The sequence below is a fragment of the Streptomyces sp. NPDC057438 genome (assembly GCF_042802995.1).
Lineage (GTDB): Bacteria > Actinomycetota > Actinomycetes > Streptomycetales > Streptomycetaceae > Streptomyces.
This window is the reverse complement of the sequence record NZ_JBHVDD010000059.1, coordinates 1-26054: the sequence shown is the minus strand read 5'-3', so window position 1 is coordinate 26054 and position 26054 is coordinate 1. Positions and strand designations below refer to the sequence as shown.

25 protein-coding genes and 1 pseudogene are annotated in these 26054 nt (G+C 72.3%); 15 read left to right on the top strand and 11 right to left on the bottom strand.

All coding sequences use genetic code 11. The features are described from left to right. Positions 1–215 precede the first annotated feature (215 nt). Positions 216–1493: an MFS transporter gene (locus ACFU5F_RS27460; RefSeq protein ID WP_383892602.1), complete on the top strand. Its 1278-nt coding sequence runs from the start codon at positions 216–218 to the stop codon at positions 1491–1493. Between the two features lie 126 nt (positions 1494–1619). On the opposite strand, the gene ACFU5F_RS27455 is transcribed toward ACFU5F_RS27460, so the two are convergent. Continuing rightward, a complete protein-coding gene (locus ACFU5F_RS27455) occupies positions 1620–1850 on the bottom strand; it encodes a hypothetical protein (RefSeq protein WP_383892523.1) in 231 nt (76 codons plus the stop codon). Between the two features lie 67 nt (positions 1851–1917). Here ACFU5F_RS27455 and map point away from each other — a divergent pair, with 67 nt between their 5' ends. Together map and ACFU5F_RS27445 are read left to right on the top strand one after the other, a co-directional pair. Then, entirely contained in the window at positions 1918–2775 is an 858-nt protein-coding gene (gene map / locus ACFU5F_RS27450; RefSeq protein WP_383892520.1) for a type I methionyl aminopeptidase, read from the top strand. Between the two features lie 199 nt (positions 2776–2974). After that, entirely contained in the window at positions 2975–3643 is a 669-nt protein-coding gene (locus ACFU5F_RS27445) for a heme oxygenase (biliverdin-producing) (protein WP_383892517.1), read from the top strand. A gap of 42 nt (positions 3644–3685) precedes the next feature. On the opposite strand, the gene ACFU5F_RS27440 is transcribed toward ACFU5F_RS27445, so the two are convergent. After that, on the bottom strand, positions 3686–4369 hold the full coding sequence (locus ACFU5F_RS27440) for a PhzF family phenazine biosynthesis protein (RefSeq protein ID WP_383892514.1): 684 nt from the start codon (positions 4367–4369) through the stop codon (positions 3686–3688). A gap of 159 nt (positions 4370–4528) precedes the next feature. Between ACFU5F_RS27440 and ACFU5F_RS27435 the strand changes: the two are divergent. The 5 genes and pseudogenes from ACFU5F_RS27435 to ACFU5F_RS27415 form a co-directional block, all read left to right on the top strand. Next, a pseudogene (locus tag ACFU5F_RS27435) lies at positions 4529–5065 on the top strand (ATP-binding cassette domain-containing protein); the annotation flags it as partial. Between the two features lie 195 nt (positions 5066–5260). Continuing rightward, positions 5261–6412, top strand: a complete 1152-nt coding sequence (gene efeO, locus ACFU5F_RS27430) for an iron uptake system protein EfeO (protein WP_383892511.1) — start codon at positions 5261–5263, stop codon at positions 6410–6412. A gap of 2 nt (positions 6413–6414) precedes the next feature. Continuing rightward, positions 6415–7704, top strand: a complete 1290-nt coding sequence (gene efeB, locus ACFU5F_RS27425; protein ID WP_383892508.1) for an iron uptake transporter deferrochelatase/peroxidase subunit — start codon at positions 6415–6417, stop codon at positions 7702–7704. A 4-nt stretch (positions 7705–7708) separates the two neighbouring features. Further along, the gene (gene efeU, locus ACFU5F_RS27420; RefSeq protein ID WP_383892505.1) at positions 7709–8584 is read left to right on the top strand and encodes an iron uptake transporter permease EfeU; all 876 of its coding nucleotides are present in this window, start codon (positions 7709–7711) and stop codon (positions 8582–8584) included. Then, on the top strand, positions 8541–9635 hold the full coding sequence (locus ACFU5F_RS27415; RefSeq protein ID WP_383892503.1) for a hypothetical protein: 1095 nt from the start codon (positions 8541–8543) through the stop codon (positions 9633–9635). Before efeU ends, ACFU5F_RS27415 begins: the two co-directional genes overlap by 44 nt. Before the next feature lie 60 nt (positions 9636–9695). Here the strand turns inward: ACFU5F_RS27415 and ACFU5F_RS27410 are convergent, their stop codons facing one another. Then, the gene (locus ACFU5F_RS27410) at positions 9696–10448 is read right to left on the bottom strand and encodes a bifunctional DNA primase/polymerase (protein ID WP_383892500.1); all 753 of its coding nucleotides are present in this window, start codon (positions 10446–10448) and stop codon (positions 9696–9698) included. 270 nt (positions 10449–10718) lie between these two features. Beyond that, the gene (locus ACFU5F_RS27405; protein WP_383892497.1) at positions 10719–11354 is read right to left on the bottom strand and encodes a TetR/AcrR family transcriptional regulator; all 636 of its coding nucleotides are present in this window, start codon (positions 11352–11354) and stop codon (positions 10719–10721) included. Between the two features lie 95 nt (positions 11355–11449). Here ACFU5F_RS27405 and ACFU5F_RS27400 point away from each other — a divergent pair, with 95 nt between their 5' ends. Further along, positions 11450–11629 carry a DUF6243 family protein gene (locus ACFU5F_RS27400; RefSeq protein ID WP_383892493.1) on the top strand — a complete coding sequence of 60 codons (180 nt, stop codon included), beginning with the start codon at positions 11450–11452 and terminating at the stop codon, positions 11627–11629. A gap of 100 nt (positions 11630–11729) precedes the next feature. Here the strand turns inward: ACFU5F_RS27400 and ACFU5F_RS27395 are convergent, their stop codons facing one another. The 4 genes from ACFU5F_RS27395 to ACFU5F_RS27380 form a co-directional block, all read right to left on the bottom strand. Next, positions 11730–12203: a GNAT family N-acetyltransferase gene (locus ACFU5F_RS27395; RefSeq protein ID WP_383892490.1), complete on the bottom strand. Its 474-nt coding sequence runs from the start codon at positions 12201–12203 to the stop codon at positions 11730–11732. Between the two features lie 65 nt (positions 12204–12268). Next, positions 12269–13285, bottom strand: a complete 1017-nt coding sequence (locus tag ACFU5F_RS27390) for a small ribosomal subunit Rsm22 family protein (RefSeq protein WP_383892487.1) — start codon at positions 13283–13285, stop codon at positions 12269–12271. Positions 13286–13350: 65 nt separating this feature from the next. Then, positions 13351–14529 carry a serine hydrolase domain-containing protein gene (locus tag ACFU5F_RS27385; protein ID WP_383892484.1) on the bottom strand — a complete coding sequence of 393 codons (1179 nt, stop codon included), beginning with the start codon at positions 14527–14529 and terminating at the stop codon, positions 13351–13353. Further along, positions 14481–15935 (bottom strand): multidrug effflux MFS transporter, encoded by a 1455-nt coding sequence (locus ACFU5F_RS27380; protein WP_383892481.1) that lies wholly within the window; start codon positions 15933–15935, stop codon positions 14481–14483. Before ACFU5F_RS27380 ends, ACFU5F_RS27385 begins: the two co-directional genes overlap by 49 nt. A 100-nt stretch (positions 15936–16035) precedes the next feature. Between ACFU5F_RS27380 and ACFU5F_RS27375 the strand changes: the two genes are divergently transcribed. Next, a complete protein-coding gene (locus ACFU5F_RS27375) occupies positions 16036–17061 on the top strand; it encodes a Gfo/Idh/MocA family protein (RefSeq protein ID WP_383892478.1) in 1026 nt (341 codons plus the stop codon). Positions 17062–17150: 89 nt separating this feature from the next. Here the strand turns inward: ACFU5F_RS27375 and ACFU5F_RS27370 are convergent, their stop codons facing one another. Beyond that, positions 17151–18812, bottom strand: a complete 1662-nt coding sequence (locus ACFU5F_RS27370; protein ID WP_383892475.1) for an alkaline phosphatase D family protein — start codon at positions 18810–18812, stop codon at positions 17151–17153. 158 nt (positions 18813–18970) lie between these two features. Between ACFU5F_RS27370 and ACFU5F_RS27365 the strand changes: the two genes are divergently transcribed. Then, on the top strand, positions 18971–19831 hold the full coding sequence (locus tag ACFU5F_RS27365; protein WP_383892472.1) for an SDR family oxidoreductase: 861 nt from the start codon (positions 18971–18973) through the stop codon (positions 19829–19831). 467 nt (positions 19832–20298) lie between these two features. Here the strand turns inward: ACFU5F_RS27365 and ACFU5F_RS27360 are convergent, their stop codons facing one another. Beyond that, the gene (locus tag ACFU5F_RS27360) at positions 20299–21381 is read right to left on the bottom strand and encodes an aldo/keto reductase (protein WP_383892468.1); all 1083 of its coding nucleotides are present in this window, start codon (positions 21379–21381) and stop codon (positions 20299–20301) included. A gap of 60 nt (positions 21382–21441) precedes the next feature. After that, complete coding sequence (locus tag ACFU5F_RS27355; RefSeq protein WP_275458966.1) at positions 21442–21768, bottom strand: nuclear transport factor 2 family protein; 327 nt, start codon at positions 21766–21768, stop codon at positions 21442–21444. 222 nt (positions 21769–21990) lie between these two features. On the opposite strand from ACFU5F_RS27355, the gene ACFU5F_RS27350 reads away from it, so the two are divergent. From ACFU5F_RS27350 to ACFU5F_RS27335, 4 genes are all read left to right on the top strand, one after another. Further along, complete coding sequence (locus ACFU5F_RS27350; protein WP_319365138.1) at positions 21991–22536, top strand: DoxX family membrane protein; 546 nt, start codon at positions 21991–21993, stop codon at positions 22534–22536. Between the two features lie 141 nt (positions 22537–22677). Beyond that, positions 22678–23031: a MazG-like family protein gene (locus tag ACFU5F_RS27345; RefSeq protein ID WP_383892464.1), complete on the top strand. Its 354-nt coding sequence runs from the start codon at positions 22678–22680 to the stop codon at positions 23029–23031. Beyond that, positions 23024–23557, top strand: a complete 534-nt coding sequence (locus ACFU5F_RS27340; RefSeq protein ID WP_383892461.1) for a hypothetical protein — start codon at positions 23024–23026, stop codon at positions 23555–23557. Before ACFU5F_RS27345 ends, ACFU5F_RS27340 begins: the two co-directional genes overlap by 8 nt. A 195-nt stretch (positions 23558–23752) precedes the next feature. Then, positions 23753–25969: an MMPL family transporter gene (locus tag ACFU5F_RS27335; RefSeq protein WP_383892458.1), complete on the top strand. Its 2217-nt coding sequence runs from the start codon at positions 23753–23755 to the stop codon at positions 25967–25969. The last annotated feature ends 85 nt before the right edge of the window (positions 25970–26054 follow it).

Below are 26054 nucleotides of genomic sequence, written 5' to 3'. Positions count from 1 at the left end.
GGGCCGACTTTACGTGCGCGACCGCCGGGGACGACGATCAGGTGGGCACGGTCACGGCGTGCCCGGTCGAGGGCCGCCGAAAAGCGGTTGCCGCAGACGGGGGAGGCCGCCCAGCATGGCCCGTCGTGACTGCTTCCGACGATGCCGCTCCGGGCGCCACGGCCTCCTCTCCTCCCGCCTCCTCCCCTCCCCCGTCCGGGTCGCGCCTTGGCGCGCTGCTGCCCGATCTCGGGCCCTGGCGGGTGTCCGTGGACTTCCGGCGGTTGTGGGTGGCGGGGCTGATCACCAACTTCGGGAGCTTCCTGACCTTCGTGGCCCTGCCCGTGCAGATGAAGGAGCTGACCGGGTCGGTCGTCGCGGTCGGGGCCATCGGGGCGGTCGAACTCGTGCCGCTGATCGTGTTCGGGCTGTACGGCGGGGCCCTCGCCGACGCCCTGGACAAGCGGGCGCTGATTCTGTGGAGCGAGGTCGGGCTGGGACTGCTGTGCGCCGGACTGCTGGTCAACGCGCTGCTGCCGGAGCCGCTGGTGTGGCCGTTGTACCTGGTGGCCGCCCTGTCGTCCGCGCTGGTCGCGGTCCAGCGCCCGGCCCTGGACTCGATCGTCCCCCGTATCGTCCCGCACGAGCACCTGCCGGCCGCCGCCTCGTTGAACTCGCTGCGCTGGACGGTGGGCGGGGTCGCCGCCCCGGCCCTCGCGGGTGTCGTCGTGGCCTACGCGGGGCTCGCCTGGGCGTACGCGGCCGACCTCGCGACGTTCGTGGCGTCCGTCGCCCTGGCCGTGGGGCTCGCCCCCTCCCCCGCGTCGCACGAGGCCGCGAAGCCGTCGTTGCGGTCGATCGCGGAGGGCGCGCGGTACGCGTGGAGCCGCAAGGAACTGCTCGGTACCTACGCCGTCGATCTCGCCGCGATGTTCCTGGCGATGCCGCTGGCCCTGCTGCCGTTCCTGGCGGACGAGTTGGACGCCCCGTGGTCGCTGGGGCTGATGTACGCGGCGCTGCCCGCGGGAGCGTTGCTGATGACGCTGACCAGCGGGTGGGCGTCCCGGGTCCACCGGCACGGGCGGATGGTGGTGCTGGCGGCGGTGCTGTGGGGACTGTCGGTGACGGCGGCGGGGCTGGTGCGGGAGGTGTGGCTGGTGCTGGCGTTCCTGGTGCTGGGCGGCGCCTTCGACATGGTGAGCGGGATCTTCCGCGCCGCGATGTGGAACCAGACCATTCCGGACGAGCTGCGGGGGCGGCTGGCGGGGATCGAGCTGCTGTCGTACTCGGTCGGACCTCAGCTGGGGCAGGTACGGGCCGGGAGCATGGCGGCGTGGACGTCCGTACGGGCGTCCGTGTGGGCCGGCGGACTGCTGTGCGTGGGGGCGGTGGGGCTGCTGGCGCTGTGCCTTCCGAAGCTGATGTCGTACGACGTGCGCACGAACGAGCACGCGGTGCGGTTGCGGGAGCAGCGGGCGGCCTCACCGGCCGGCCCGTCCACCACTCCCGGCTGACGGCTGCGCCTGTGGCCGCTCCCGCCCGGCCCGCGGCGCTGGTGAACGCCGTGCGGTGGTCCCACGGGGGCCGCGCCTGCCGGGCGGCGGTCGCGGCGGCAGCGCGGCCCCGAGCTGCCGGGCCGGTCAGTCCGCGTTCGGGCCCGTCGTGGGGGTGTCGTGCCAGCGGGGGTCGTTCTCCCACTCCGCGTTGCGCTCCTGGGCCGTCTCCATGGCCCGGGTCGCGTCCTGCCGGGAGGCGTAGGGGCCCATACGGTCCTTGCCGGGGCAGTCGGGGCCCTCCTCGACCTTCTTGTGCTCCAGGCAGTAGAACCACTCGCCGGGCTTGCCGGCCGTACGCCGTTTGAACAGAGGCATGACCTGAGTTCCCTTCCACAGTCGTCTCCGACATGGTCCCCCACCACCGCTGGTTAAACTCGCTGGCATGTCTGGCCAGTCGCTGCTCGCACCGGGGAAGCTCTCCCCCACCCGTACCGTCCCGGGAAACATCCGCCGACCCGAGTACGTGGGCAAGCCCGCCCCGGCTCCCTACACCGGGCCGGAGGTGCAGACTCCCGAGACCGTCGAGGCGATGCGCGTCGCCGGCCGGATCGCGGCGCGGGCGATGGCCGAGGCGGCCAAGCACATCGCCCCCGGGGTCACCACGGACGAGCTGGACCGGGTCGCGCACGAGTACATGTGCGACCACGGGGCCTACCCGTCCACGCTCGGCTACCGGGGCTTCCCCAAGTCGCTGTGCACCTCGGTCAACGAGGTCATCTGCCACGGCATCCCCGACTCGACCGTGCTGCGCGACGGCGACATCGTCAACCTGGACGTGACGGCGTACATCGGCGGCGTGCACGGCGACAACAACGCCACGTACCTGGTGGGCGAGGTGGACGACGAGTCGCGTCTGCTCGTCGAGCGGACCGAGGAGTCCCTCGCCCGTGCCATCAAGGCCGTCAGGCCGGGCCGGCAGATCAACATCATCGGGCGGGTCATCGAGTCGTACGCGAAGCGGTTCGGGTACGGCGTCGTGCGCGACTTCACCGGGCACGGGATCAACTCGTCGTTCCACTCCGGCCTGATCGTCCCGCACTACGACTCCCCGCACGCGACCACGGTGATGCAGACCGGGATGACGTTCACGATCGAGCCGATGCTCACGCTCGGGTCCTACGACTACGACATGTGGGACGACGGCTGGACGGTCGTCACCAAGGATCTCAAGCGCACCGCCCAGTTCGAGCACACGCTGGTGGTGACGGAGACGGGCGCGGAGATCCTCACGCTGCCGTAGTCGCGCCGCGATTCGTTTCCCGGGACAGCCCGCCCTCGGCTCCTGCCGAGCGGCGGGCTTCTCGTTGTGCGGATGCACCGGCCGGAGTCGGGGTACCGTTTTACCGACAGGGAGTCGGGAACCTGTTGACTTAGGTAAGCCTAACCATAAAAACTGGCGTCAGCTTCTCGTCTTCCTCACTTCCGCACCGGAGGCCTCCATGAACGCGTCGGTCGCATCGGACACGGCGTTCTCCACGCTCATCCGCACCGCGTCGCACGAGCAGCACACCGAGGCGGAGTCCACGACGTTCATGGGCGACATGCTGGGCGGCAAACTCGGCGTCGAGGCGTACGCGCGGTACACCGAGCAGCTGTGGTTCGTGTACGAGGCGCTGGAGAGCGCGGCGCCGGGGCTGGCCGGTGACCCGGTCGCCGGCCCGTTCGTCCAGCCCGAACTGATGCGGCTGACCGCGCTGGAGCGGGACCTGGAGCATCTGCGCGGCCCCGGCTGGCGTGCGACGCTCACGGCGCTGCCGGCCACCGAGGAGTACGCCGCGCGGGTCGCCGAGTGCGGGCGCTCATGGGCCGGCGGCTATGTGGCCCACCACTACACGCGGTACCTCGGCGACCTCTCCGGCGGACAGATCATCCGGGACCGGGCCGAGAAGACCTGGGGCTTCGCCAGGAAGGGCGACGGCGTCCGGTTCTACGTCTTCGAGCAGATCACCAACCCGGCCGCGTTCAAGCGGGGCTACCGGGAGCTGCTGGACCGGCTGCGGGCCGACGACCTGGAGAAGCAGCGGATCGTGAGCGAGTGCAAGCGGGCGTTCGCGCTGAACACCGCGGTCTTCCGCGCCCTGGGGGACGAGTTCCCGTTGAGCGCGTGAGCGTCCCGGGGTCGGGGGCCGCCCCCTGACCCCACAGGCGCCCTACCGCTCCAGGAACACCCTGCCCCCGACCTCCACCCACCCGTGCGGCTGCGGGGCCGTGAGGAGCTGGGAACCGGTGCCCTGGGTGATGTTCAGGGCCCGGCCCAGCTGAGCGGTCAGCTGCAGGGCCGCCGCGCCGGTGGCCTCGTCCTCGTCGATGCCGTCGTCGCGGCCGGGGAACGCGCGGGCACGGATGCGTCCCGCCGCCTCGTCCTCCCAGGCCCAGGCGTAGATCCCCCCCCAGACTTCGTCCGGGGGCACCCCCATCTCGCTTCGCTCGCCGGGCGGGGGGACGCGCAGGTCGTCGACCTCGGCGGCGGAGGCGTACTGGCGGAAGGTGCGGGGCGGGGCCCACTCCGGCAGCGCCTCGATCCAGCTGAACTCACCGTCCAGCCGGGCACCGACGACACCGGCCGGGGTGACCAGCTCGGGCACGTCGAGCAGCCAGGCCGCGCCCACGCAGGGATATCCGGCGAAGGGCAGGCGCAGCGACGGGGTGTAGATGTCGATCACACCGCGCTCGGGGTCGTCCACGAACACGGTCTCGCTGAAGCCGAGTTTGGCGGCGAACTCCTGGCGCTCGGCGCGGTCGGGCATCACGGAGCCCTCGCGGACGACGCCCAGTTCGTTGCCGTATCCGCCGCGGGGTCCGCAGAACACCCGCAGCACATCGAAGTCGGTCACCCCGGAATTGAAACATCAACCAGGCCCCGGGTCGTACCAGGTCACCCCACCGCCGGACGGCGACCGGGCCTGGCCGGCCCACCGAGGAGAGAACCAAGTGACCTTACTGGACAAGCCGGTTGAGCCGGAGAGGTCCGACGGGGCGGCGGAGGCGGGTGTCCGTTCACGGTGGAGGAGGTCGTGCGGATGGGGCGGGCACCCTGGGCGCGGCGACCGGAGGCCGCGTACGCCGAGGACGAGGCCGCCGTCGCGGAGGCGATGGCGCTGACGGAGGTCACCGGGTTCGCGGGCCGGCCCTTCTCCGCGCTGAGCGGCGGTGAGCGCGCCCGGGTGGCGCTGGCGCGGGTGCTCGCCCAGCGGGCGCCGCTGGTGATGCCGGACGAGCCGACGGCCGCGCTGGACCTGCGTCACCAGGAGCTGATGCTCGGGGTGTGCCGGACGCGGGCGCTGACCGGGGACGCGGTCGTCGTCCTGCACGATCTGGGGCTCGCGGCGGCGTACGCGGACCGGGTGGCCGTGCTGCGGGACGGGCGGATCGCGACCGAGGGGCCGCCGGCCGAGGTGTTCGAGGAGGCGTTGCTGTCGGAGGTGTACGGGCAGGCGGTGGAGGTGTTCGCGCATCCACGGACCGGTGATGTCCTGATCACGCCGAAACGGGACGGACGTCGGCGCTTGGACGTGAAACCGCGTTCTTGACCGGGGAATGAGCCTCTTGACCCGCTCTTGACCGGACTATGGAGGCTGTTTTGAGCCACCGTGATCGGTCCGTGCTCGTACGGCCCCGGGGAGAGGGCTTCACTGGAGGAGCAGCAATTGGTGAGGTAAGGCTCAGATAACTCGGGGCCGCCTCACCTTCTCTGTGTGTCCCCCGTGTACTGCCTTGGAGCCGGAATGCGCCCCCTCAGACTGTCCGTCGTCACCGCCGCCACGACCGCGGCGGCCCTGACTGCTCTCACCGGCTGCACCGAGAAGAGCAGCGCGGGGGCGGACGGGGCCATCGCGGTGACCGCGACCGACACCACCTGCGAGGTGTCGAAGAAGGAGTTCCCGGCCGGTCACGTCGAGCTGGACATCGAGAACAAGGGCTCCAAGGTCACCGAGGTCTACCTCCTCTTCCCCGACGACCGTGTGGTCACCGAGCGCGAGAACATCGGCCCCGGCACCAAGCAGAAGGTCACCGCCGAGGTGAAGGCCGGTGACTACCGGATCGCCTGCAAGCCGGGCATGAAGGGCGACGGCATCCGGCAGGACGTCAAGGCCACCGGCGGTGGCAAGGTCGCCGCGCGCGATCCACGTCTGGACGAGGCCGTCGCCTCCTACCGCAAGTACGCGCAGACCCAGGCGGACGAGACGATCCCGCTGGTGAAGGTGTTCGCCGAGGCCGTCAAGGACGGCGACGTGGAGGCCGCGAAGAAGGCGTACGCCCCCTCCCGTATCGGCTGGGAGCGCACCGAGCCGGTCGCCGAGTCCTTCGGCGACATCGACCCGAAGGTCGATGTCCGCGAGGACGGTCTGGAGGAGGGCCAGGACCCGGAGAAGGACTGGACCGGCTGGCACCGCCTGGAGCGTTCGCTGTGGAAGGACGGCAAACTCACCGCCCGTGACTCCGAGCTGGCCGACCGGCTGGTGACCGACCTGGAGGACTGGCAGAAGCGGGTCGGCACGGCCGAGATCACCCCGACCTCCATGGCCAACGGCGCCAAGGAGCTCCTCGACGAGGTCGCCACCGGCAAGGTCACCGGCGAGGAGGAGCGCTACTCGCACACCGACCTCGTCGACTTCAAGGCCAACGTCGAGGGCGCCGAGGAGTCCTACGAGCTGCTGAAGTCCGTCGCCGCCGAGAACGACCCGGAGCTGACGAAGGAACTCGACCAGCAGTTCGCGGCCCTGAACACGCTGCTCGACAAGTACCGCAAGGACAAGACGGGTTACGACTTCGTCTCCTACGACAAGGTCGGCAAGGCGGAGCAGAAGGAGCTGTCGGACGCGGTGAACGCGCTCGCCGAACCCCTCTCGCAGCTCGCGGCAGCCGTGGTGAAGTGACGATGACCACCGAGGAGCCCTCCGAGCCCCGTCCCGCGTCCGAGAGCCCGGGTGCCCCGTCGCGGCGTGCGCTGATCGGCTGGGGCGGTGCCGGGCTCGCGCTCGGTGCCGCCGCGGCCGGCGGCGCGGTCGCCGTGGCCCGCCCGGGCGAGGACGGCGCGGCCCCCGCGGCCGGGGCGGCCGTCGCCTTCCACGGCGCCCACCAGGCCGGTATCGCCACGCCCGTGCAGGACCGGCTGCACTTCGCCGCGTTCGACGTGGAGACCGACGCCCGCGACGCGTTCGTGGCCATGCTGAAGGACTGGACGGCCGCCGCACGCCGGATGACCGCGGGGAAGGCGGTCGGCGACGGCGCGTACGGCGGTCTGGCCGAGGCTCCGCCGGACGACACCGGCGAGGCCCTGGGGCTCAGGCCGTCCCGGCTGACGCTGACCGTCGGCTTCGGACCGTCCCTGTTCGACCGGTTCGGGCTGGCCGGTCGGCGGCCCGAGGCCCTCGTCGACCTGCCGCAGTTCGCCGGCGACAACCTCGACCGGGCGCGCAGCGGCGGCGACCTGTGCGTCCAGGCCTGCGCGGACGACCCCCAGGTCGCGGTGCACGCCATCCGCAACCTCGCCCGCATCGGCTTCGGCAAGGTCTCCGTGCGCTGGTCCCAGCTCGGGTTCGGCAAGACCTCCTCGACCACCCCCGAGGCGCAGACCCCCCGCAACCTCATGGGGTTCAAGGACGGCACCCGCAACATCGCCGGCACGGAGACGGACCGCCTGAAGAAGTTCGTGTGGGTGGGCGAGAAGGACGTCGACGCGGACTCGGCCTGGATGAAGGGCGGTTCGTATCTCGTCGCCCGGCGCATCCGGATGCACATCGAGACCTGGGACCGGACCCCGCTGCAGGAGCAGGAGGACATCTTCGGCCGCGACAAGGGCGAGGGCGCCCCGGTCGGCAAGGCGAAGGAACGCGACGAGCCGTTCCTGAAGGCGATGCTGCCGGACGCGCACGTACGGCTCGCGCACCCCGACTCCAACCACGGGGTCACGCTGCTGCGGCGCGGCTACTCCTTCACCGACGGCACGGACGGGCTCGGCCGCCTGGACGCGGGCCTGTTCTTCCTCGCCTACCAGCGCGACGTGCGCGAGGGGTTCATCCCGGTCCAGCGCAACCTGGCCACGGACGCGCTCAACGAGTACATCCAGCACGTGGGTTCGGCGATCTTCGCGGTGCCGCCGGGCGTCCGGGACGCGGACGACTGGTGGGGCCGGGCGCTGTTCTCCTCACCGGACACGAAGGGCTGACACCGTGTTCGCGAACTATCTGATCGGTCTGCGGGAGGGCCTGGAGGCCAGTCTCGTCGTCTGCATCCTCATCGCCTATCTGGTGAAGACGGACCGCCGGGACGCCCTGGAGCCCATCTGGACCGGCATCGGCGTCGCCGTCGCACTCGCCCTGGCCTTCGGCTGCGTCCTCGAATTCGGCTCCCAGGAGCTGACGTTCAAGGCGCAGGAGGCGCTCGGCGGCTCCCTGTCGATCCTCGCGGTGGTCCTGGTGACCTGGATGGTCTTCTGGATGCGGCGCACCGCCCGCCATCTCAAGGCAGACCTGCACGGCAAGTTGGACGCGGCCCTGCGGATGGGCACGGGCGCGCTGGTGGCGACCGCGTTCCTCGCGGTGGGCCGGGAGGGCCTGGAGACCTCGCTGTTCGTGTGGACGTCGGTACGGGCGTCGGGCGACGGCACCGAGGGCCCGCTCGTCGGCGTCCTGCTGGGCCTGGCGTCGGCGGTGGTGCTCGGCTGGCTGTTCTACCGGGGCGCGCTGCGCATCAACCTCGCCCGGTTCTTCACCTGGACCGGCGGCATGCTCGTCGTGGTCGCGGCCGGAGTCCTCGCGTACGGGTTCCACGACCTCCAGGAGGCCGACTTCCTGCCCGGCCTCACGGACAAGGCGTTCGACATCACCGGGGCGATCCCGCCGGACAGCTGGTACGGCACCCTCCTGAAGGGCGTCCTCAACTTCCAGCCCGACCCGACGGTCCTCCAAGTCACGGTCTGGCTCCTCTATCTGGTCCCGACGCTCGCGCTGTTCCTCGCCCCGGTAGGGTTCGCCTCCGGGAAGGGGAAGGTGAAGATTCCTGATGAGCAGGGTTCTCGGGGTTCCGAGCCGACGAAGGCTCCGTGAGATTCGTCCGGTGCGTACAGGCGGGAGGTTCCTCGGACTCCGCCGGTACGACGGACTTCGCCGGGCCGGCGGGTTTCCGTCGTACGGCCGCACTGCGCTGCTGACCACCGCGGTGACCGCGCTGGCGCTGACGGCGAGCGGGTGCGTGGTGGTCCGCGGCGACCTGGAGGTCGTCGCCACGACGACTCCGGCTCAGGCCGCGCGGGCGCTGAAGGACTTCACCGCCGCGTACAACAAGGCGGACAAGGCGTACGACCAGTCCCGGGACGCCTCCCGGGTCACCGGCGCGCTCGCCGACATCGACGGCGGCAAGCTCCGCTCGGGCGCCAAGCTCAACCCGGGCGGCAACCCGAACCATGTGGCGCTGAAGCTGACCGACGTCACGTACACGATCCCGAAGAAGGCGGGCTGGCCGCGCTGGTTCGTGGCCGACGCCGACGCCAACAAGGGCAACAAGACCGACCGTTGGCTGTTCGTCTTCACCCGGGACGGGCTGACCGACCTGTGGGAGGTCTCCTTCCTCACCGTCGTGCCCCGCGCCGACCTGCCCGAGTTCAAGAAGGACGAGAACGGCTACGCCCAGGTGGTCACGCCCAACGACCCCGAACTCTCCGTCGCCCCGGCGGAGCTGCCCGACCGGTACGTCACGTACCTGCGGGAGGACAGCGCCCTCTTCGCGGACGGCCCGTACACCTCGGAGAAGCGTTCCGAGCGCCGGCGGAACGCGACGAAGCCGGGCCTGGCACGGCAGTTCATCGACGAGGCCCTCACCAACGGCGACTACGCGCCGGTCGGCCTGCGCACCACGGACGGCGGGGCACTGGTCTTCTTCACCACCCGGCACTACCAGAAGCAGACCGCCGCGCAGGGCGTGAGCATCCCCGTCCGGGACCCGGCCGTCAAGGCGCTGATGACGGGCGAGCCCAAGCAGTCCCTGACCCTGGAGTTCGTGAACAACCAGGCGGTCCTCGACCCGGCGAGGACGAACTCGGACCAGCCGGTGACGTTCCTGAGCCAGGTGGGCGGGCTCACGGGGGCCAAGGGCGAGTGACGGCGGGGCGCCGGTGACGCGGGGCCCGACGCGGGGCGGTGGGCCGCCGGACCGGGCGGGTCAGCCCCGGGAGGGCCAGGCCGTGTTCGTGCCGTCCGGCTGCTCGTCCACGTGGCGGGAGCAGGCGTCGGTGAGGATCTCCAGCAGGGTCAGCGGGTCCGGCAGCGGGTGCTCGGGGCCGCGTACCCAGTGGACGGCGAGGTCGCCGGGGAGCCGGGCCGGCGGTACGAGGACGTAGGAGCCGCGGCAGTGCCAGCGCAGCCCCGGGTGCTCGTCCATGGTCTCCGGGTGGCAGTCCAGCTCGCAGGGCCACCACTCGTCCTCGTCCTCGGGCGTGCCCCGGGTGTGGGTGAAGAACAGCAGCCGCCCCTCGCCCGACTCGGACTCGGACTCGGCGACGGGTCCCACCTCGATCCCGGCGGCGAGCAGCCGCTCCAGGGCCTCCGTGCCGGCGGCGAACGGTACGTCCAGCACGTCGTGGACCATGCCGGTCGCGGTGACGAAGTTGGCCTGCGGCTGGTGGCGGGCCCAGCGCTCGATCTGGCCGCGGTCGGTGGTCGACTGTGTCTGCCAGGCGAAGGACACCGGGTGCCGGGCTGGGGTGGGACAGCCGACGCGGTCGCAGGAGCACCGGTAGCCGGAGGGATACGCGGCGGGCGCGAGGGGGAGTCCGGCGGCGGCGGCGGAGAGCAGCAGTTCCTCACGCCCGGCTTCGTCGGCGGCCCCGTCGAGCGGGCGGCCGGTACGACGGGCGCGCAGCCACTCGGAGAACCTGCCCTGTCGGCCGGTCCGGCCGCCGAACGTCGCGCTCATCCATCGCCTCGTCTCGCTGTGGTGCGGACAGCATGTCCCCATGGTCCCACCATCCTGCGCCGGGGACGGCCGGAGCCCCCGGCCGGGGCGGGCGGGACGATGCCGGAGCGTGGACAGGGATGGTGGACTATCACGCGCTTTGGCGGGATTTACTCCCCGGATCCCGCTCGCGGACGGCCGCCGTCCGGTCGGATTGATCACACCCGCGCGGGAGCGGTCCGCGGGGGCGGGCGGTTGACCGGGGTCGGCGGGTCAGCGAGGCGGGGCGGGTCAGCGGGGCGCGAGGCCGTACAGGGCGTAGTCGACGAGCGCGTCCGTGTACGCGTACGAGATGGGTCCCGTGTACTGCAGCCAGCGCTGGGCGAGCGGGGAGACGAAGAGTTCCAGGGCGATCCGCGGGTCGATGTCGGGGCGGACGGCGCCCTGTTCCTGGGCCGCGCGCAGGCGCTTCACGTACAGCTGGAGCTGGGGTTCGAGCAGCTTGGCCACGAACTCGGTGCCGAGCTGCCGGTTGACCACTCCCTCGGCGGCCAGGGCACGGGAGGGGACCTCGAACCTGGGGTCGAGGAGTTCGTCGACGGTGGCCCGCAGGACCGCCTTGAGGTCGGCCGCGAGGTCACCGGTGTCCGGGATCTCGTACTCGGCCCGTTCTCCGATCACCTCGGGCCGGGCGGCGGCCTCCGCCGCCTGGGCGCTCAGATCGATGAACGCCTCCAGCAGCACCTCCGCCTTGGAGGACCACCACCGGTAGATCGTCTGCTTGCCGACGCCCGCGCGGGCCGCGATGCCCTCGATGGTCGTCTTCTGGTAGCCGACCTCGCCGACGAGGGCGAGGGCGGCGTCGTAGATGGCGCGGCGCGACTTCTCGCTGCGCCGGGCGGAGTCAGGGGCGGTCTTGTTGGCCATGTTCCGAATCTAGCAGGTTGACAAGACGGTGCGTCTCGCCTCATGGTGGTGGAACAGGCGAGACGGACCGTATCGTCTATATCGAGGAGGCTGTCATGACCCGAGGTGGAGCAGGCAACATGCTGGGAGTGGGCGGTTCCCGCCGGAATCTGGGCCGCGAGGCCCTGCGCGGCGGCCCCGCGAACGGCCGCGTCGGCGGCGGCCACGACCCCCAGGAACAGAAGCGGGAGCTGCTGCGCAGGCTCCAGGAGAAACGTCAGCGCCAGGAGAGGTGAGGCCCGCGCGAGCGCGCCGAGCCCGCCGGTCGCGTCGCGCCGAGCCATGGTCACGCCGGTCGCGCGCCTCACCCGCCTCAACCGCCTCACCGGTCGGTGGTCAGTCGGTCAGCTCCAGCACTCCGACCGTCTGGCCGCCGCTGGTCTCCCCCGTCGTGCGGAAGCCGAGGCCGAGGTAGAAGGCTTCCGGGCCGTCGGAGCCGGGGTGCCAGGTCACGAAGAGGCGGTCGCCGCCGCGGCGGCGGATCTCGGCGGCCACCGCCTCGACGGCGAAACGGCCGTAGCCCTTCCCCTGCGCGTCCGCGGCGATGTTGAGCCGCCAGAGTCCGGAGCGGATGTCGGTGCCCGAGCCGTCGCCCTTCCAGTCGATGTCCAGGAAGGCCATCAGGAAGCCGACGGCCCGGTCGCCGTCCAGGACGAGCCGGGGCCAGGCGACGCCGGGGTGGACGTACGCCTCGGCGAGCGACTGCGCGACCGGCTCCACCAGGTGTTCCTGGTCGGGGCGGATGCGTACGGCGAGCGCCGCTTCGAGGTTGGCGGGGGTGATCTCGGCCAGCTGCGGGGTGGTGGACATGATCCATGAGATAGCCGGAAGACGCACCGACTCCGCAACCGGATTACGCGGCGGGCACGCCCGGGTCAGGCCCGGCTCGGCTGTTCGTCGTCCGCGGGCGGCGGCCAGGCGTCGCCCCACTCCGTGTCACGCGCCGCCCGGTAGAGGGGGCCGTGGCGCTTGGTGACGGTGGTCCGGGTGAGGGCGGGCTCGGTCTCGCAGAGGTCCAGCAGGACCTGACCCTTGCGGATCTGCGGCTTGCGGACGACGCGGGCGGGGGCCGGGACCGGGGGGAAGCGGGTGGCGGCGACGTAGCTGAACTTCTCGTCCTCGTACGGCAGGGAGCCGCCCTTGACCTGGCGGTGCAGCGAGGAACGGCTGACCCGGGCCGCGAAGTGGCACCAGTCCTCGCCGGGGACGATGGGGCAGGCGGCGCTGTGCGGGCAGGGCGCGGCGATGTGGAAACCGGCGGCGACGAGGCGGGCCCGGGCCTCGATGACGCGGGCGTACCCCTCGGGAGTGCCGGGTTCGATGATCACGACGGCCCGGGCGGCGGCCGCGGCGGCCTCCACCACGGCCGTGCGGTCCTCGGCGGTCAGCTCGCCGAGGACGTAGGAGACCGTGACGAGATCAGTGCTCTCGATGGTGAGCGCCGCTCCGATACGAGAGCGCTGCCACTCGGCGGCCTTCAGCTCCGGGTTCGCCGCGGCGATCTCCCGCCCGAGCGCCAGCGCCGGTTCCGCCCAGTCGAGCACGGTCACCGGACGGCCGCCCGCCCAGGTCGCGTTCACCGCCCAGGTCGCCGCGCCCGTGCCGCCGCCGACGTCGACATGGCCGCCGGGCACCCACCCGGGCACCGCCGCCGCGAACTCCTCCAGCGCCGAGCACACCGCCTCGAACGTCGCCGGCATCCGGTACGCCGCGTACGCCACCACGTCGGACCGGTCCCTGAGCACCGGCGCGTCGGTCGGGGTGCGCCCCCGGTAGTTCGCGATCAGCCGCTCCACCGCCCGCGTGGCCGACCTGGGCGGGAGACCGTCGAGGAGGCCGGCGAGGGCGGTACGCAGGGCGTCGGCGGCGGAGGCGGGGGCAGGGGCGTTCACGTGGCGATTCTAGGGCGCCGAAATCGTCCGCCTCCCCGGCGCCCGCTCACCCCTGTGCGTGCGGCTCACCTGCCCCGCACCGCCCGCGCCAGCCGGGTCCCCGCCGCCGCCCTCGCCGCGTTGACGGGTCCGCGGCGACGGGGATGGACCGCGTTGGTGAGGAGGACGAGGAACGTGTCCGTCGCCGGGTCGAGCACGAGGGACGTACCCGTGAAGCCGGTGTGGCCGGCCGCGCCCCGGCCCGCCAGCTCGCCCATGAACCAGGGCTGGTCGAGGGCGAAGCCCAGCCCCGGCGCAGCCAGCATCAGCTCGACGAAGTCGGGTCCGAGGATGCGCGCGGGGCCGTAGGAGCCGCCGGCGAGCAGGGTGCGGCAGAAGACGGCCAGGTCCCGGGCGGTCGAGAAGAGGCCCGCGTGGCCGGCCACACCGCCGAGGGACCACGCGTTCTCGTCGTGGACCCGGCCGCGGACCATGCCCCGGTCCGCCTTCGCCCACGGACGGCGCTGGTCCTCCGTGGCCGCGGCGGCCGGGCACGGGCCGAAGGCCGTCGACACCATGCCCAGCGGATGCGTGATGCCGTCACGGATCAGGGCGTCCAGGGTCCGGCCCGTCAGCCGCTCCAGGACGTGCTGCAGCAGCAGGAGGTTCAGGTCGGAGTAGAGGTGGACCGTGCCGGGAGGCGCCGTCGGGGCCTCCACGCGGAGCATCGTCAGCCGGTCGGCCGCCGACGGGCAGTCGTACAGCGGGAGTTCGGGACGCAGTCCGGAGGTGTGGGTGAGGAGGTGGCGGACGGTGAGGCCGTGTTCGGCGGCGCCCGTGAAGTCGGGGAGGTACGCCCCCACCTTCGCGTCGATGCCGAGGGTGCCGCGCTCCAGCTGCTGGACGGCCGCCACGGCGGTGAACAGCTTGGTGAGGGAGGCCAGGTCGAAGGGGGTGCGCGGGGTCACCGGGACGCGGGAGTCCGGCGGGAGTTCCCGTCCCCGGTCGGCGTCCTCGTCGTAGGAGTCGTAGCGGACCGCCCAGCCCGCGGCCTCCTCGACGGCGACGACGGGGCCGCGTCCGGCGAGGACGACGGCACCGGGGGCCAGGGGGCGTTCCCCCTCCGTCAGCGCGCGCACGTCCCGGACGAGACGGCGCAGTTCCTCGGGGTCCAGTCCGGCCCGTTCCGGGGTGTCCGTGCGCAGTCTCGGCGCGCTCAGCTCTCCGCTCCCTCCGCTTTCGTACGTCCGTTCCAAGGACGGCACAGTGCCACGAAGCAGGTCGCGGCCACCAGTGCCGCGGCCAGTTGGACCACGGCCATGGGCACGGCGGTGTCCTCGCCCGCGACGCCGACCAGGGGCGACGCTATCGCGCCGATCAGGAAGGACGAGGTACCCAGCAGCGCCGACGCCGAACCGGCCGCGTGCCGTACCCGCATCAGCGCGAGCGCCTGGGTGTTGGGGAGAGTGACGCCCATCGCCGACATCAGCACGAAGAGGGCCGCGGCGACCGGGGCCAGGCCGACCTCGCCGAAGACGCCCAGGGACATCAGCAGCAGCACGGTCGCGGAGACGGCGACGATGCTCAGGCCCACCGCGAACACCTTGTCCAGGCTGACCCGGCCGACCAGGATCTTGCCGTTGATCTGGCCCACGACGACGAGGCCGACGGAGTTGACGCCGAAAAGCAGGCTGAACGTCTGCGGGGAGGCCCCGTAGATCTCCTGGATCACGAACGGCGAGGCGCTGATGTACGCGAAGAGGGCGGCGAAGGCGAAGCCGCCGGCGAGCGTGTAGCCCATGAAGACCCGATCGGCGAGCAGGCCGCGCATGGCGTGCAGGGTCTCGCCCATGCCGCCGCCGTGGCGTTCGGCGGGGGCGAGCGTCTCGGGGAGCTTCGTCCAGACGACCGCGAGGAGCGCGATGCCGATGACCGTGAGGACGACGAAGACGCCCCGCCAGTCCGTGACCCGCAGGACCTGGCCGCCGATCAGCGGCGCGACGACCGGGGCGACGCCGGAGACCAGCATCAGGGTCGAGAAGAAACGGGCCATCGCGTCGCCGTCGTACAGGTCCCGGACCACGGCCCGGGCGATCACGATCCCGGCCGAACCGGCGAGGCCCTGCACCAGCCGGAGGGCGATGAGGGTCTCGATGGTGGGGGCGAGGGCGCAGAGCGCGGTGGCGACGATGTAGACGGCGAGGCCGAGGAGCAGCGGGCGGCGCCGGCCGAAGCGGTCGCTCATCGGGCCGATCAGGAGCTGGCCGAGCGCCATGCCCGCGAGGCAGGCCGTGAGGGTGAGCTGGACCGTGGTGGCGGGGGCGTGGAGGGAGTTGGTGACCTCCGGCAGGGCCGGGAGGTACATGTCCATCGCGAGCGGCGGCGTCGCGGTGAGACCGCCGAGGATGAGAGTGACGAGGAGGCCGGTACGACGGAGGGCGGTGGCCGCCTTCGCGGAGCCGGGGGTCACCTTCGCGGAGCCGGGGGTCGACGGCTGGGGCTGGGGCTGGGACTTCGGCTGAGACTGGGGCGGTTGCGGCTTCGACAGCTGCGGTGTCGGCGGGTGCGCCGTCGACGGCCGGGGTTCCGCCGCCGCGGCCGGCTGCGGGTGCTCCCCCGCCGTCGTGCTCCGCTCGGCCGCCGCCGAGCCCGGTATGTGCCCCTCGGGCATGTGCCCCTCCCTCTCCGTTCGGTCCGCCACCTATGCTCTCAGCTCGTACGACGTGGGCGGGGTCACAAACCCGCCCCCGGAGCCGAGGACAGGGGTGGCGATGTCGAACGACGGACGTGTGCGGTGGGGGATCCTGGCGACCGGGGGGATCGCCGCGGCCTTCACGGCGGACCTCGTCGACCTGCCGGACGCCGAGGTCGTGGCGGTGGCCTCACGGAGCGAGGCCTCGGCGAAGACCTTCGCGGAACGCTTCGGGATACCGAGGGCCTACGGCGACTGGCGCGCCCTCGCCGAGGACGCGGACGTGGATGTGGTCTATGTCGCCACTCCGCACGCGGCGCACCGGGCCGCCGCCGGGATGTGTCTGGAGGCGGGGCGCAACGTCCTGTGCGAGAAGGCGTTCACGCTGAACGCGCGGGAGGCGGAGGAACTGGTCGCGCTGGCCCGGGAGCACGGGCGGTTCCTGATGGAGGCCATGTGGATGTACTGCAATCCGCTGGTCCGGCGGCTGGTCGAGGTCGTGCGGGACGGCGCGATCGGTGAGGTGCGCACCGTGCAGGCCGACTTCGGGCTCGCGGGGCCCTTCCCGCCCTCGCACCGGCTGCGGGACCCTGCGCAGGGCGGGGGCGCGCTGCTCGACCTCGGCGTGTATCCGGTGTCGTTCGCGCAACTGCTCCTCGGGGAGCCCTCGGACGTGACGGCGAGAGCGGTGCTCTCCGACGAGGGCGTCGACCTCCAGACCGGAGCACTGCTCTCGTGGGAGAGCGGCGCCCTCGCTTCGGTGCACTGCTCCATCGTGGGCGGCACGGGCACCTCCGCCTCGGTGACCGGTTCCGAGGGCCGCATCGACATACCGTCCGGGTTCTTCTTCCCGGAACGGTTCGTCCTGCACCGGGACGGCCGCGAGGCGCAGACGTTCACCGCCGATCCGGCGGACGGCCCCCGCAACAGCCTGCGCCATGAGGCCATCGAGGTCATGCGGGCCCTGCGCGCCGGCGAGACCGAGTCGCCGCTCGTGCCCCTGGACGGCACCCTCGCCGTGATGCGCACCCTGGACGCGCTGCGGGAGCGGGTGGGGGTGCGGTATCCCGGCGAGGAGCGGGTGAACGAAGGTTCGTTCGCGTAGGACCGGCGGGGGCCGGGGGGCGGAACGAATGTTCGTTCCGGCCCGCCCCGCGCCCACACCCCCTCTCGTCCCCGCCCGTCCCCTCTCCCCTACACAGGCTGCAGCCCCGGCACCCCCGCCTCCACCGCGAAGGAGGCCACCGTCGAGATGCCCGCGCCTGTCGTCGTCACGTACGGCACGGCCTTGAAGTCGGCGCGGGCGGACCGGCGGTCGAGGGTGACGGTGGTGTAGCCGCGGCGGCCGTTGTAGAAGCGCATGTGGGGGTTGGCGGTCATGTAGGTGTCCCAGTTGGCGGGCTTGTCGGAGCCGTTGCCGCCGCTGCTGATGGAGGAGGCGACGAGTTCCGTGCCGACGGTCCGGGATGCGCGGTCGTCGAAGTCACGCTTGATGTCGAAGGCGTAGCCGACGTGGACGTCTCCGGTGAGGACCATGAGGTTCTCTATGCCGGCGGCCTCGGCGCCGGCCAGGAGGCGTTCGCGGGAGGCGCGGTAACCGTCCCAGGAGTCCATCGACACCTTGTAGACCTCGCCGACGGCGTTGCGGCGCTGGGAGAAGGTGACCTGCTGCGGGAGGACGTTCCAGACCGCGTCGGAGCGGTTCCAGCCGTCCAGGAGCCAGCGCTCCTGGGTGGCGCCCGTCATCGTGCGCGCCGGGTCGGCGGACTCCGGGCCGGGGATCTGCCAGCCGTCGCCCTGAGCCTGGTTGGAGCGGTACTGCCGGGTGTCGAGTATGTCGAACTGGGCGAGCCGGCCCCACCGGAAGCGGCGGTACAGCTTCATGTCGGGGCCGTCGGGGCGCTGGGGGCGGCGCAGGGGCTGGTTCTCCCAGTACGCCCGGTAGGCGGCGGCGCGGCGCAGCAGGAACTCCTCGGAGGGCTCGCCGCCGTCGGGGTGGTCGCCCGCGTAGTTGTTCTCGGTCTCGTGGTCGTCCCAGGTGACGACGAAGGGGTGCGCGGCGTGGGCGGCCCGCTGGTCGGGGTCGGTCTTGTGGAGGGCGTAGCGCAGGCGGTAGTCCTCCAGGGTGACCGTCTCGTGGTTGAAGACGTCGGGCAGGACGCGGTCGGTGTAGTTGCGGGCGCCGCCGACGGCGTTCACGGCGTACTCGTAGAGGTAGTCGCCGAGGTGGAAGACGACATCGATGTCCTCGTCGGCGAGGTGCCGGTAGGCGGTGTAGTAGCCCTGGTCGTAGCGCTGGCAGGAGACGGCCGCGAAGGTGAGCGCGGTGGAGCCGGTCAGGTGGAAGCGGCCGGGGGCGGTGCGGGTGCGGCCGGTCTCGCTGATCCAGGTGCCGGTGCGGAAGCGGTAGTAGTAGACGCGGCCGGGGGTGAGGAAGCCGACCTCGACGTGGACGGTGTGATGGAACTCCGGGTGGGCGGTGGCGGTGCCGCGTCTGACGACGCGTCGGAATCTGTCGTCGAGGGCCAGTTCCCATGCGACCCGGACGCGTTCGGCGGGCAGACCGCCGTCCGGCTGGTAGGGGGCCGGGGCGAGCCGTGTCCACAGGAGCACGGAGTCGGCCAGCGGGTCGCCGGAGGCGACGCCGAGCGTGAACGGGTCCTCGGTGATCTGCGCGGGGTCCAGCGTGGCGGCGGCCGCGGCGCCGGCCGCGGGAAGGTTGGTGGCGAAGGCGAGCGCGGCGGCGGCTCCCGTGACGGTGAGGAAGCGCCGGCGGTCGAAGTGCCGGGCGACGGCGCGCAGTTCGGGCGCGTGGGACGAGCGGGACGGCTTCGGCCCATGGGTGGGGAGTGGCATCTGGCCCTCTTCTGAAGGTAGTTGTGCTCGATAGTGGAGTGGCCAGGTTCGACGATCTTGTGGCACGTACACAACACCCAGATGGCGGACGAATGAGTTCCATATACCGGGCCCCACCTGCGCGGCCGGGCCGTCGGCCTCCCCTACGCTGCGAGCCCATGAAGGCTGAAGAGAGCAGGATCGCGATTGTGACGGGTGCGGGCTCCGGCATCGGCCGTGCCGTGGCGGTGGAATTGCTGCGCGCAGGCTGGTCGGTGGCGCTCGCGGGCCGCCGCGAGGAGAAGCTCGCCGAGACCGCGGCCCAGGCCGAGACCGACGCCGGTGCCGCAGCCGTAGCGGTAGCCGGTGCCGACGCCCATGCCGGTGCCGGTGCCGGTGCCGGTGCCGGTACCGCGGCGCGCCCGGGCACCGGCGCCCCGGAGGCGCTGTGCGTGCGTACGGACGTCTCACGGCCCGGCGACGTGGACGCGCTCCTCACCGCCGTACGGGAGCGGTTCGGGCGGCTGGACCTGCTGTTCAACAACGCGGGCACGTTCGGTCCGGGCGGGGTGCCGGTGGAGGAGCTGGACTACGCGGCCTGGCGGCACGTCGTGGACACCAACCTCAACGGGGCGTTCCTGTGCGCGCAGGCGGCGTACCGGCAGATGAAGGAGCAGGACCCGCAGGGCGGCCGGATCATCAACAACGGCTCCATCTCCGCGCACACGCCCCGCCCGCACTCGGTGGCCTACACCGCGACCAAGCACGCGCTGACCGGCCTGACCAAGTCCCTCTCCCTGGACGGGCGTCCGTACGGCATCGCGGTCGGTCAGATCGACATCGGCAACGCGGCGACGGACATGACCGAGCGCATGGCGAACGGTGTGCTGCAGGCCAACGGGCAAGTCCTGCCCGAGCCGGTGATGGACGTGACCGATGTGGCGCGGACGGTACGGCACATGGCGGAGCTGCCGCTGGAGGCGAATGTGCAGTTCGCGACGGTGATGGCGACGACGATGCCGTACGTCGGACGGGGCTGAGCCGCGGCCGGGAGGCCCCCGGCCCCGGCGCGAGGGCCGTGGGAGCCCTGGCCCCAGGCCGTGACGGCGTGTCGTCCAGGGCTCAACTTACACAAACGGAAGCTGTTCCTCCGGCCCATTGGGGCACGTGGCGGGCATATGCTCAGGGCTTGTCTCCACGAAAGCTTCACACTTGGAGGCGGCGGCTTCCGTGACCAACCCGAGGGGGGAGGTGGCAGCCGTTCCATGCTCCGGAAGGGGGCGGACCTCGCGTGGGACCGCGAGGTAAGCACCGGAACGCGGAACGGCTGCCCACCGGACCGCGGCTCAGGAGCGCGCCCGAGCCCTTGATGCCCGGCGGGTCCAGCGGGCCCCACCGGGCCTTTCACCACCCAGGATCCGGTCGATCAGCATCCCGGGAGCCGGTCGTTCACGGCCCAGGATCAGGCCGTTCGGCGCCCCGGGATCCGGTCGTTCACGGCCCAGGATCAGGCCGTTCGGCGCCCCAGGATCCGGTCGATCTCGGCCACCTGGTCCGGGGTGAGCGGTCCCTTCGCGAGGGCGCCCGCGTTCTCCTCCGCCTGGGCGACCGAGCGGAAACCGGGGATGGGCACGGTCCGCGGGCTGCGGGCCCAGATCCAGGCGAGGGCGCCCTGCGCGAGCGTACGGCCCTGGGTGGTGAGGATCTCGCGCAGTGCCTCGACCCGGCCGAGCCACTCGGGGTCGCCGCCTCCGCCGGCCGTGAAGCCTTCCAGCCACGCGGGCGGGGTGCTGCGGATGTCGCCGGCCTCCAGGGCGCGCCCCGGGATGTGCTTGCCGGTGAGGAGCCCCATGGCGAGGGGGCTTCGGTTGATGCTCGCCAGGTCGGACTCCTCGCACAGCGCGAGGAGTGCGGGCGCGTCCTGGAGGATGTTCAGCCGGTGCTGCACGGCCGCGCAGTGCTGTCCTTCGGCGAACACGGCGGCGCGGTCCGGGTCGTCGGTGCTCCACGCGTAGGCCCGGATCAGCCCCTCGCGCACGAACTCCTCGCAGGCGTCGCGGAGCAGGGCCGCGCGCTCGGGGTCGGCGTCGGAGAGGTGCAACTGGTACAGGTCGACGTGGTCGGTGCCGAGTCGGTCCAGGGAGGCGGTGAGGGCGCGACGGGCGTGGGCCGGGGTGTCGTCCTGGCCGGTGAGGGTGCGGGTGGCCGCGTCGAAGACGTTGCCCCATTTGGTGGCCACGACGACGTCCGCGCGGCGCCTGCCGAGGGCGCGGCCGAGGACCCGCTCACTGTGCCCGGTGCCGTACGCGTCGGCCGTGTCGAAGAAGGTGACGCCGAGGTCGAGGGCGCGGTGGATCGCCCGTACGGACTCCTCGTCGTCCACCTTCCCCCAGCCGAGCGGCTGTCCGTCGGCGGCCTGCCACTCGCCACCGATCGCCCAGCAGCCGAAGCCGAGGGCGCTGACCCGGATGCCGCTGCGGCCGAGGGACCTGGTGTACGGGTCCGTGCGCGTGGACGCGTTCGGGTCCGTGTCCGCGTTCGGGTCCGTGTGCGCGTTCGGGTCGGTGTGCGTGTTCGTCTCCATGACCACGAACGGTAGGAGTTGGAGCGCACACGAACACAAGCCCCCGGCCACGGCTTTCGCGGTGGGCTACGCCTGACCCGTCTCGAAGCGGCTGATCCGGCCGTCCTCCGACACCGTGAAGCGCCATGCGGTGCGCATCTCGCCCCAGGTGTCGTTGCGGTAGTTGGCGACCAGGGCGCGGCCGCCGGCGGACTCACGCTGGACCTCCATGTGGCCGTGGGAGGAGAAGATCTCCCGGTCGGTCCAGTCCGTGAGGTCCCGGTCGGAGCCGTCGTCCGACATGGTCGCGTCGTCGGTGAGGAGCGCGAAGAAGGCGTTCTGGTCGTGGGCGTTCACCGCGGCGACGAAGGCCCGGACGGCCGGGTCGCTGAGTTTGGCGGGTGCGATCGTCATGGCGGCCAGCCTCACACCGCGGGCGGGGGCCCGCCACCGGGAGGCGCGCGACGGGTCGTGCGCCACCCGAACGGGCGCGCGGGCGGGCCGAGCAGGTGTCATCGGTGCCACGGTGGATACGCGGGGGACGTACACACATGCGCACCGGAGGGATGTTCGCGCGTGCGCACGGTCGGGTTCTCCGCCGGATACCGCCGGTACCTCTGCTGTTCAGGAGTGGTCATGACCTCGTTCGACCGACGTGATCTGGGGCTGTTGCTGCTCCGGCTGGGCACGGGCGGCGTCCTCGCCGCGCACGGCACGCAGAAGCTGTTCGGCTGGTTCGGCGGGCACGGGATCGAGGGGACGGGCGCCTTCATGGAGTCCGTCGGGTACACGCCCGGCCGGGCGAGCGCCACCGCCGCCGGGCTGGCCGAGACGGGCGGCGGGGCGCTGCTCGCGCTCGGCCTCGCGACCCCCGCGGCCGGTGCGGCCGCGGCGGGGGCGATGGGCGGCGCGACCGCGATCCACACGCCCAACGGGTTCTTCGCCGCCGAGGGCGGCTACGAGTACGCCGCGACCCTGGGCCTGGCCGCCGCCGGCCTCGCGGTCGCCGGCCCCGGCCGGCTCTCCCTCGACCACGCGTTCCGCCATGTCGTCGACCGGGGCTGGATGGTCCCGGTGGCGCTGGCCGGCACGGCCGCGGTCACCGCGGTGGTCGTGGGCCTGCGCAACCAGCGGGTGCGCAAGGAGAAGGAGGGCGAGCAGGAGGCGCTGTTCGAGGAGTGACTCCTCGCTCCGGAGCCCGGGGATCCCGAGAAGCCCGGTGACTGCCCTTCGCCCGGCGGACGACAGCCTCGGCTCCCGCCGAACAGCCGTCACTTTCCCGGACCGGCCCTCGCTGTCACAGGCGCGTGACAGGCTGCGCCCATGAGCGAGCAGCGGCACTCCGCCGCCCCCGACGACCATCTCTGGCAGTCCGTCTCCCTCCTGCACGCCTGGCTGGAGGCGGACCAGCCGCACGGCGGCCGGGAGGGCCTGCTGCTGCGGCTGCTGAAGCTCCAGGAGGAGGTCGGCGAGGTCGCGCAGGCGGTCATCGGCGTGACGGGCCAGAACCCCCGCAAGGGCGTCACCCACACCTGGGACGACGTCGGCTCGGAGTTGTGCGACGTCGTCGTCACGGCCCTGGTCGCCCTGCGCACCCTCACCCCGGACGCCCGCGCGGTCTTCACCGCCCATCTGGCCGGGGTCACCGCACGTTCGCTGGGGCCCGGCCGTGGGTGACGGCACGTTCTGGATCGCCGCGCTCACCGCCGGCACCGCCGTCCTCGCGAGCTGGGTGACGAGCCGGGGGACCGCGCGGGCGGCGCGGATCCAGGCGGACACCACGGCGGACGCGCAGCGCGTGGAGCGGCTGCGGGCGGCGCGACGGACGGCGTACGCGGAGTTCATGGAGCAGGCGCAGCGGCTGAACGACGTGCACTGGAAGGTGTCCGACGTGGTCCGGGGCACCGAGGACGGGCTCGGGCCGGAGCGGATCGAGGAACTACGGCGGCTGCGGGAGCGTCAGCGGGACGAGTACGCCACACTGCGGAACCTCACCTGGGTCGTCTCGCTGGAGGGGCCCGAGGACGTCGCCGCACTCGCCAACACCGTCCGGCGGGCGACGAGCCCCTTCCACAAGGCGATCGAGGCCATGATCGAGGGCGACACCGCTGCCGTGGCGCGCTTCGACGGCTGCTACGCGCCGTTCTGGGAGGCACTGAGGGCCTTCATCAAGGCCTCCCGCGACACCCTGCACTCCATGTAGTGACCTCCCTTGCCACGTGGCCTCCGGCTCGCCCCGGTCATCCCCCGGGGTGACCCGGAGGCCGTGCCGTACTGCGTTCCGAGTACGGGGGATTGTCGGCAGCCGCACGACGACGTGAGGGGGCTCCGGCCGGGAGTCTGGGCGGGTATCCGAGACCTCTTCCTCCCAGACCTCTGACGTGGAGACCCGCGCCTCATGGCAACCTTCCTCTATCGGCTGGGCCGGCTGGCCTTCCGCAAACGCTGGTACGTCATCCTCGTGTGGGTGGCCGTACTGGGTGCCGTCGGTGTCGGCGCCCTCAAGGCCCCGGGAGCCTCCGACGAGGAGTTCTCCATGCCGGGCATCGAGTCCCAGAAGGCGTTCGACCTGCTGGAGCAGCGCTTCCCGGGCGTCACGGCGGACGGCGCCACCGCCCGGGTCGTGTTCGTCGCCCCGAACGGCGAGAAGGTCACCGCCCGCGAGAACAAGAAGGCCGTCGAGGAGACCGTGGCCGATCTGGCGGACGGCTCGCAGGTGGCGAGCGCCGTCGACCCGTTCCGGGCGGGGGCGGTCAGCCAGGACGGCTCGACGGCGTACGCGACCGTCACCTACAAGGCCACGGCGGCCGACCTCAGTGACGCGAGCCGGACCCATCTGGAGGACGCGCTCCACGAGGCCCAGAAGTCCGGGCTGACCGTCGAGGCGGGCGGTACCGCGGTGGCCGAGCAGGGCGGTCCGGGCGGGACGGCCGAGATCATCGGTGTCGCCCTCGCCGCCGTCGTGCTGCTGGTGACCTTCGGCTCGCTGGCCGCCGCCGGGCTGCCGCTGCTGACCGCGCTCGTCGGCGTCGGCCTCAGCATGGCCACCATCCTGGTCCTGTCGGAGGCGTTCGGGCTGTCCACCACGACCGGCACCCTCGCGATGATGCTGGGCCTCGCGGTCGGCATCGACTACGCCCTGTTCGTCGTGTCCCGCTACCGCGAGGAGCGCGCCAGGGGCCGTACGCCCGAGGAAGCGACCGCGCTGGCCACCGGTACGGCCGGCTCGGCGGTGGTGTTCGCCGGGCTCACCGTCGTCATCGCGCTGGCCGGACTGGCCGTGGTCGGCATTCCCATGCTGACGAAGATGGGGCTGGCCGCCGCGGGCGCGGTCGTCGTCGCCGTACTGATCGCGCTGACCCTGGTGCCGGCCGTCCTCGGCTGCTGGCCGAACGCCGTGCTCTCGCGCGGGGCCCGCAGGAGCGGCCGTATCGAGGAGGAGGCCGGGGACAACGGCGGCACCCGCTGGTCCCGGTTCGTGCTGCGCCGCCCGGTGCCGGTGCTGCTCCTCGGCGTCGTCGGTCTCGGCGCCCTCGCGATCCCGATGACCGATCTGCAGCTGGGCATGCCCGGTGACGAGGCCAAGGCGACCTCCACCACCGAGCGGCGGGCCTACGACGCGCTCGCCGAGGGCTTCGGGCCCGGCTTCAACGGGCCGCTGACGATCGTGGTGGACGCCAGGGGCGCCGACGACGCGAAGGGCGCCGCCGAGACGGTCGCGCAGGAGATCGGGGCGACCGAGGGGATCGTGTCGGTCTCCCCTCCGCAGTTCAACGAGGCCGGGGACACCGCCGTCTTCTCGGCGGTGCCGGCGACCGCGCCGACCGACGAGAAGACCAAGGACCTGGTGAACGTCATCCGCGACGAGCGGCCCGGGATCGAGTCCGGGACGGGAGCGACGTTCGAGGTCACCGGCACCACCGCGCTGAACATCGACATCTCCGGCAAGGTGCAGTCCGCGCTGGTCCCGTATCTGCTGGTCGTGGTGGGCCTGGCCGTCATCCTGCTGATGGTCGTCTTCCGCTCCCTGCTCGTCCCGCTCAAGGCCGCCGCCGGGTTCCTGCTGTCGGTGCTCGCCTCGCTCGGCGTGGTCGTGCTGGTCTTCCAGCAGGGTCACGGCGCGGACCTGCTGGGGGTGGACCAGACCGGCCCGATCATGAGCCTGATGCCGATCTTCCTGGTGGGCATCGTGTTCGGCCTGGCGATGGACTACGAGGTGTTCCTCGTCTCACGGATGCGGGAGGCGTACGTCCACGGCGACCGGGCCGACGAGGCGATCACCAGCGGCTTCCGGCACAGCGCCCGGGTCGTGGTGGCCGCCGCCCTGATCATGATCGCGGTGTTCGCCGGGTTCATCGGTGAGAGCGACTCCATGATCAAGATGATCGGGTTCGGGCTGGCCTCGGCGGTCCTGTTCGACGCGTTCGTCGTCCGGATGGCGATCGTGCCGGCCGTGCTCACCCTGCTCGGCGACCGGGCCTGGTGGCTGCCGAAGTGGCTGGACCGGGCGCTCCCCCGGGTGGATGTGGAGGGCGAGGCGCTGACCCGTGGCGCCGGCTCGACTCCTGACCCGGCCCCGGCCGAGACGGCCGAGCTGGAAGCGACCCGCACCTGATCCGGCCGCTCCCTTCCCTCCCACCCCCACCGGGGGCCGCCCCGGGCGAAGGCCCCCGGCGGTGAAGTGAAACAAAAAGACGCAG

What these genes read in the sequence shown, in the direction of transcription:
- ACFU5F_RS27405 (WP_383892497.1), bottom strand. Translation starts at nt 11,354, where the DNA reads ATGGCCAACAAGACCGCCCCTGACTCCGCCCGGCGCAGCGAGAAGTCG.
- ACFU5F_RS27335 (WP_383892458.1), top strand. Translation starts at nt 23,753, where the DNA reads ATGGCAACCTTCCTCTATCGGCTGGGCCGGCTGGCCTTCCGCAAACGC.
- ACFU5F_RS27350 (WP_319365138.1), top strand. Translation starts at nt 21,991, where the DNA reads ATGACCTCGTTCGACCGACGTGATCTGGGGCTGTTGCTGCTCCGGCTG.
- ACFU5F_RS27395 (WP_383892490.1), bottom strand. Translation starts at nt 12,203, where the DNA reads ATGTCCACCACCCCGCAGCTGGCCGAGATCACCCCCGCCAACCTCGAA.
- ACFU5F_RS27355 (WP_275458966.1), bottom strand. Translation starts at nt 21,768, where the DNA reads ATGACGATCGCACCCGCCAAACTCAGCGACCCGGCCGTCCGGGCCTTC.
- ACFU5F_RS27370 (WP_383892475.1), bottom strand. Translation starts at nt 18,812, where the DNA reads ATGCCACTCCCCACCCATGGGCCGAAGCCGTCCCGCTCGTCCCACGCG.
- map (WP_383892520.1), top strand. Translation starts at nt 1,918, where the DNA reads ATGTCTGGCCAGTCGCTGCTCGCACCGGGGAAGCTCTCCCCCACCCGT.
- ACFU5F_RS27365 (WP_383892472.1), top strand. Translation starts at nt 18,971, where the DNA reads ATGAAGGCTGAAGAGAGCAGGATCGCGATTGTGACGGGTGCGGGCTCC.
- ACFU5F_RS27455 (WP_383892523.1), bottom strand. Translation starts at nt 1,850, where the DNA reads ATGCCTCTGTTCAAACGGCGTACGGCCGGCAAGCCCGGCGAGTGGTTC.
- efeO (WP_383892511.1), top strand. Translation starts at nt 5,261, where the DNA reads ATGCGCCCCCTCAGACTGTCCGTCGTCACCGCCGCCACGACCGCGGCG.
- ACFU5F_RS27445 (WP_383892517.1), top strand. Translation starts at nt 2,975, where the DNA reads ATGAACGCGTCGGTCGCATCGGACACGGCGTTCTCCACGCTCATCCGC.
- ACFU5F_RS27375 (WP_383892478.1), top strand. Translation starts at nt 16,036, where the DNA reads ATGTCGAACGACGGACGTGTGCGGTGGGGGATCCTGGCGACCGGGGGG.
- ACFU5F_RS27400 (WP_383892493.1), top strand. Translation starts at nt 11,450, where the DNA reads ATGACCCGAGGTGGAGCAGGCAACATGCTGGGAGTGGGCGGTTCCCGC.
- ACFU5F_RS27345 (WP_383892464.1), top strand. Translation starts at nt 22,678, where the DNA reads ATGAGCGAGCAGCGGCACTCCGCCGCCCCCGACGACCATCTCTGGCAG.
- ACFU5F_RS27410 (WP_383892500.1), bottom strand. Translation starts at nt 10,448, where the DNA reads ATGAGCGCGACGTTCGGCGGCCGGACCGGCCGACAGGGCAGGTTCTCC.
- ACFU5F_RS27415 (WP_383892503.1), top strand. Translation starts at nt 8,541, where the DNA reads ATGAGCAGGGTTCTCGGGGTTCCGAGCCGACGAAGGCTCCGTGAGATT.
- ACFU5F_RS27380 (WP_383892481.1), bottom strand. Translation starts at nt 15,935, where the DNA reads ATGCCCGAGGGGCACATACCGGGCTCGGCGGCGGCCGAGCGGAGCACG.
- efeB (WP_383892508.1), top strand. Translation starts at nt 6,415, where the DNA reads ATGACCACCGAGGAGCCCTCCGAGCCCCGTCCCGCGTCCGAGAGCCCG.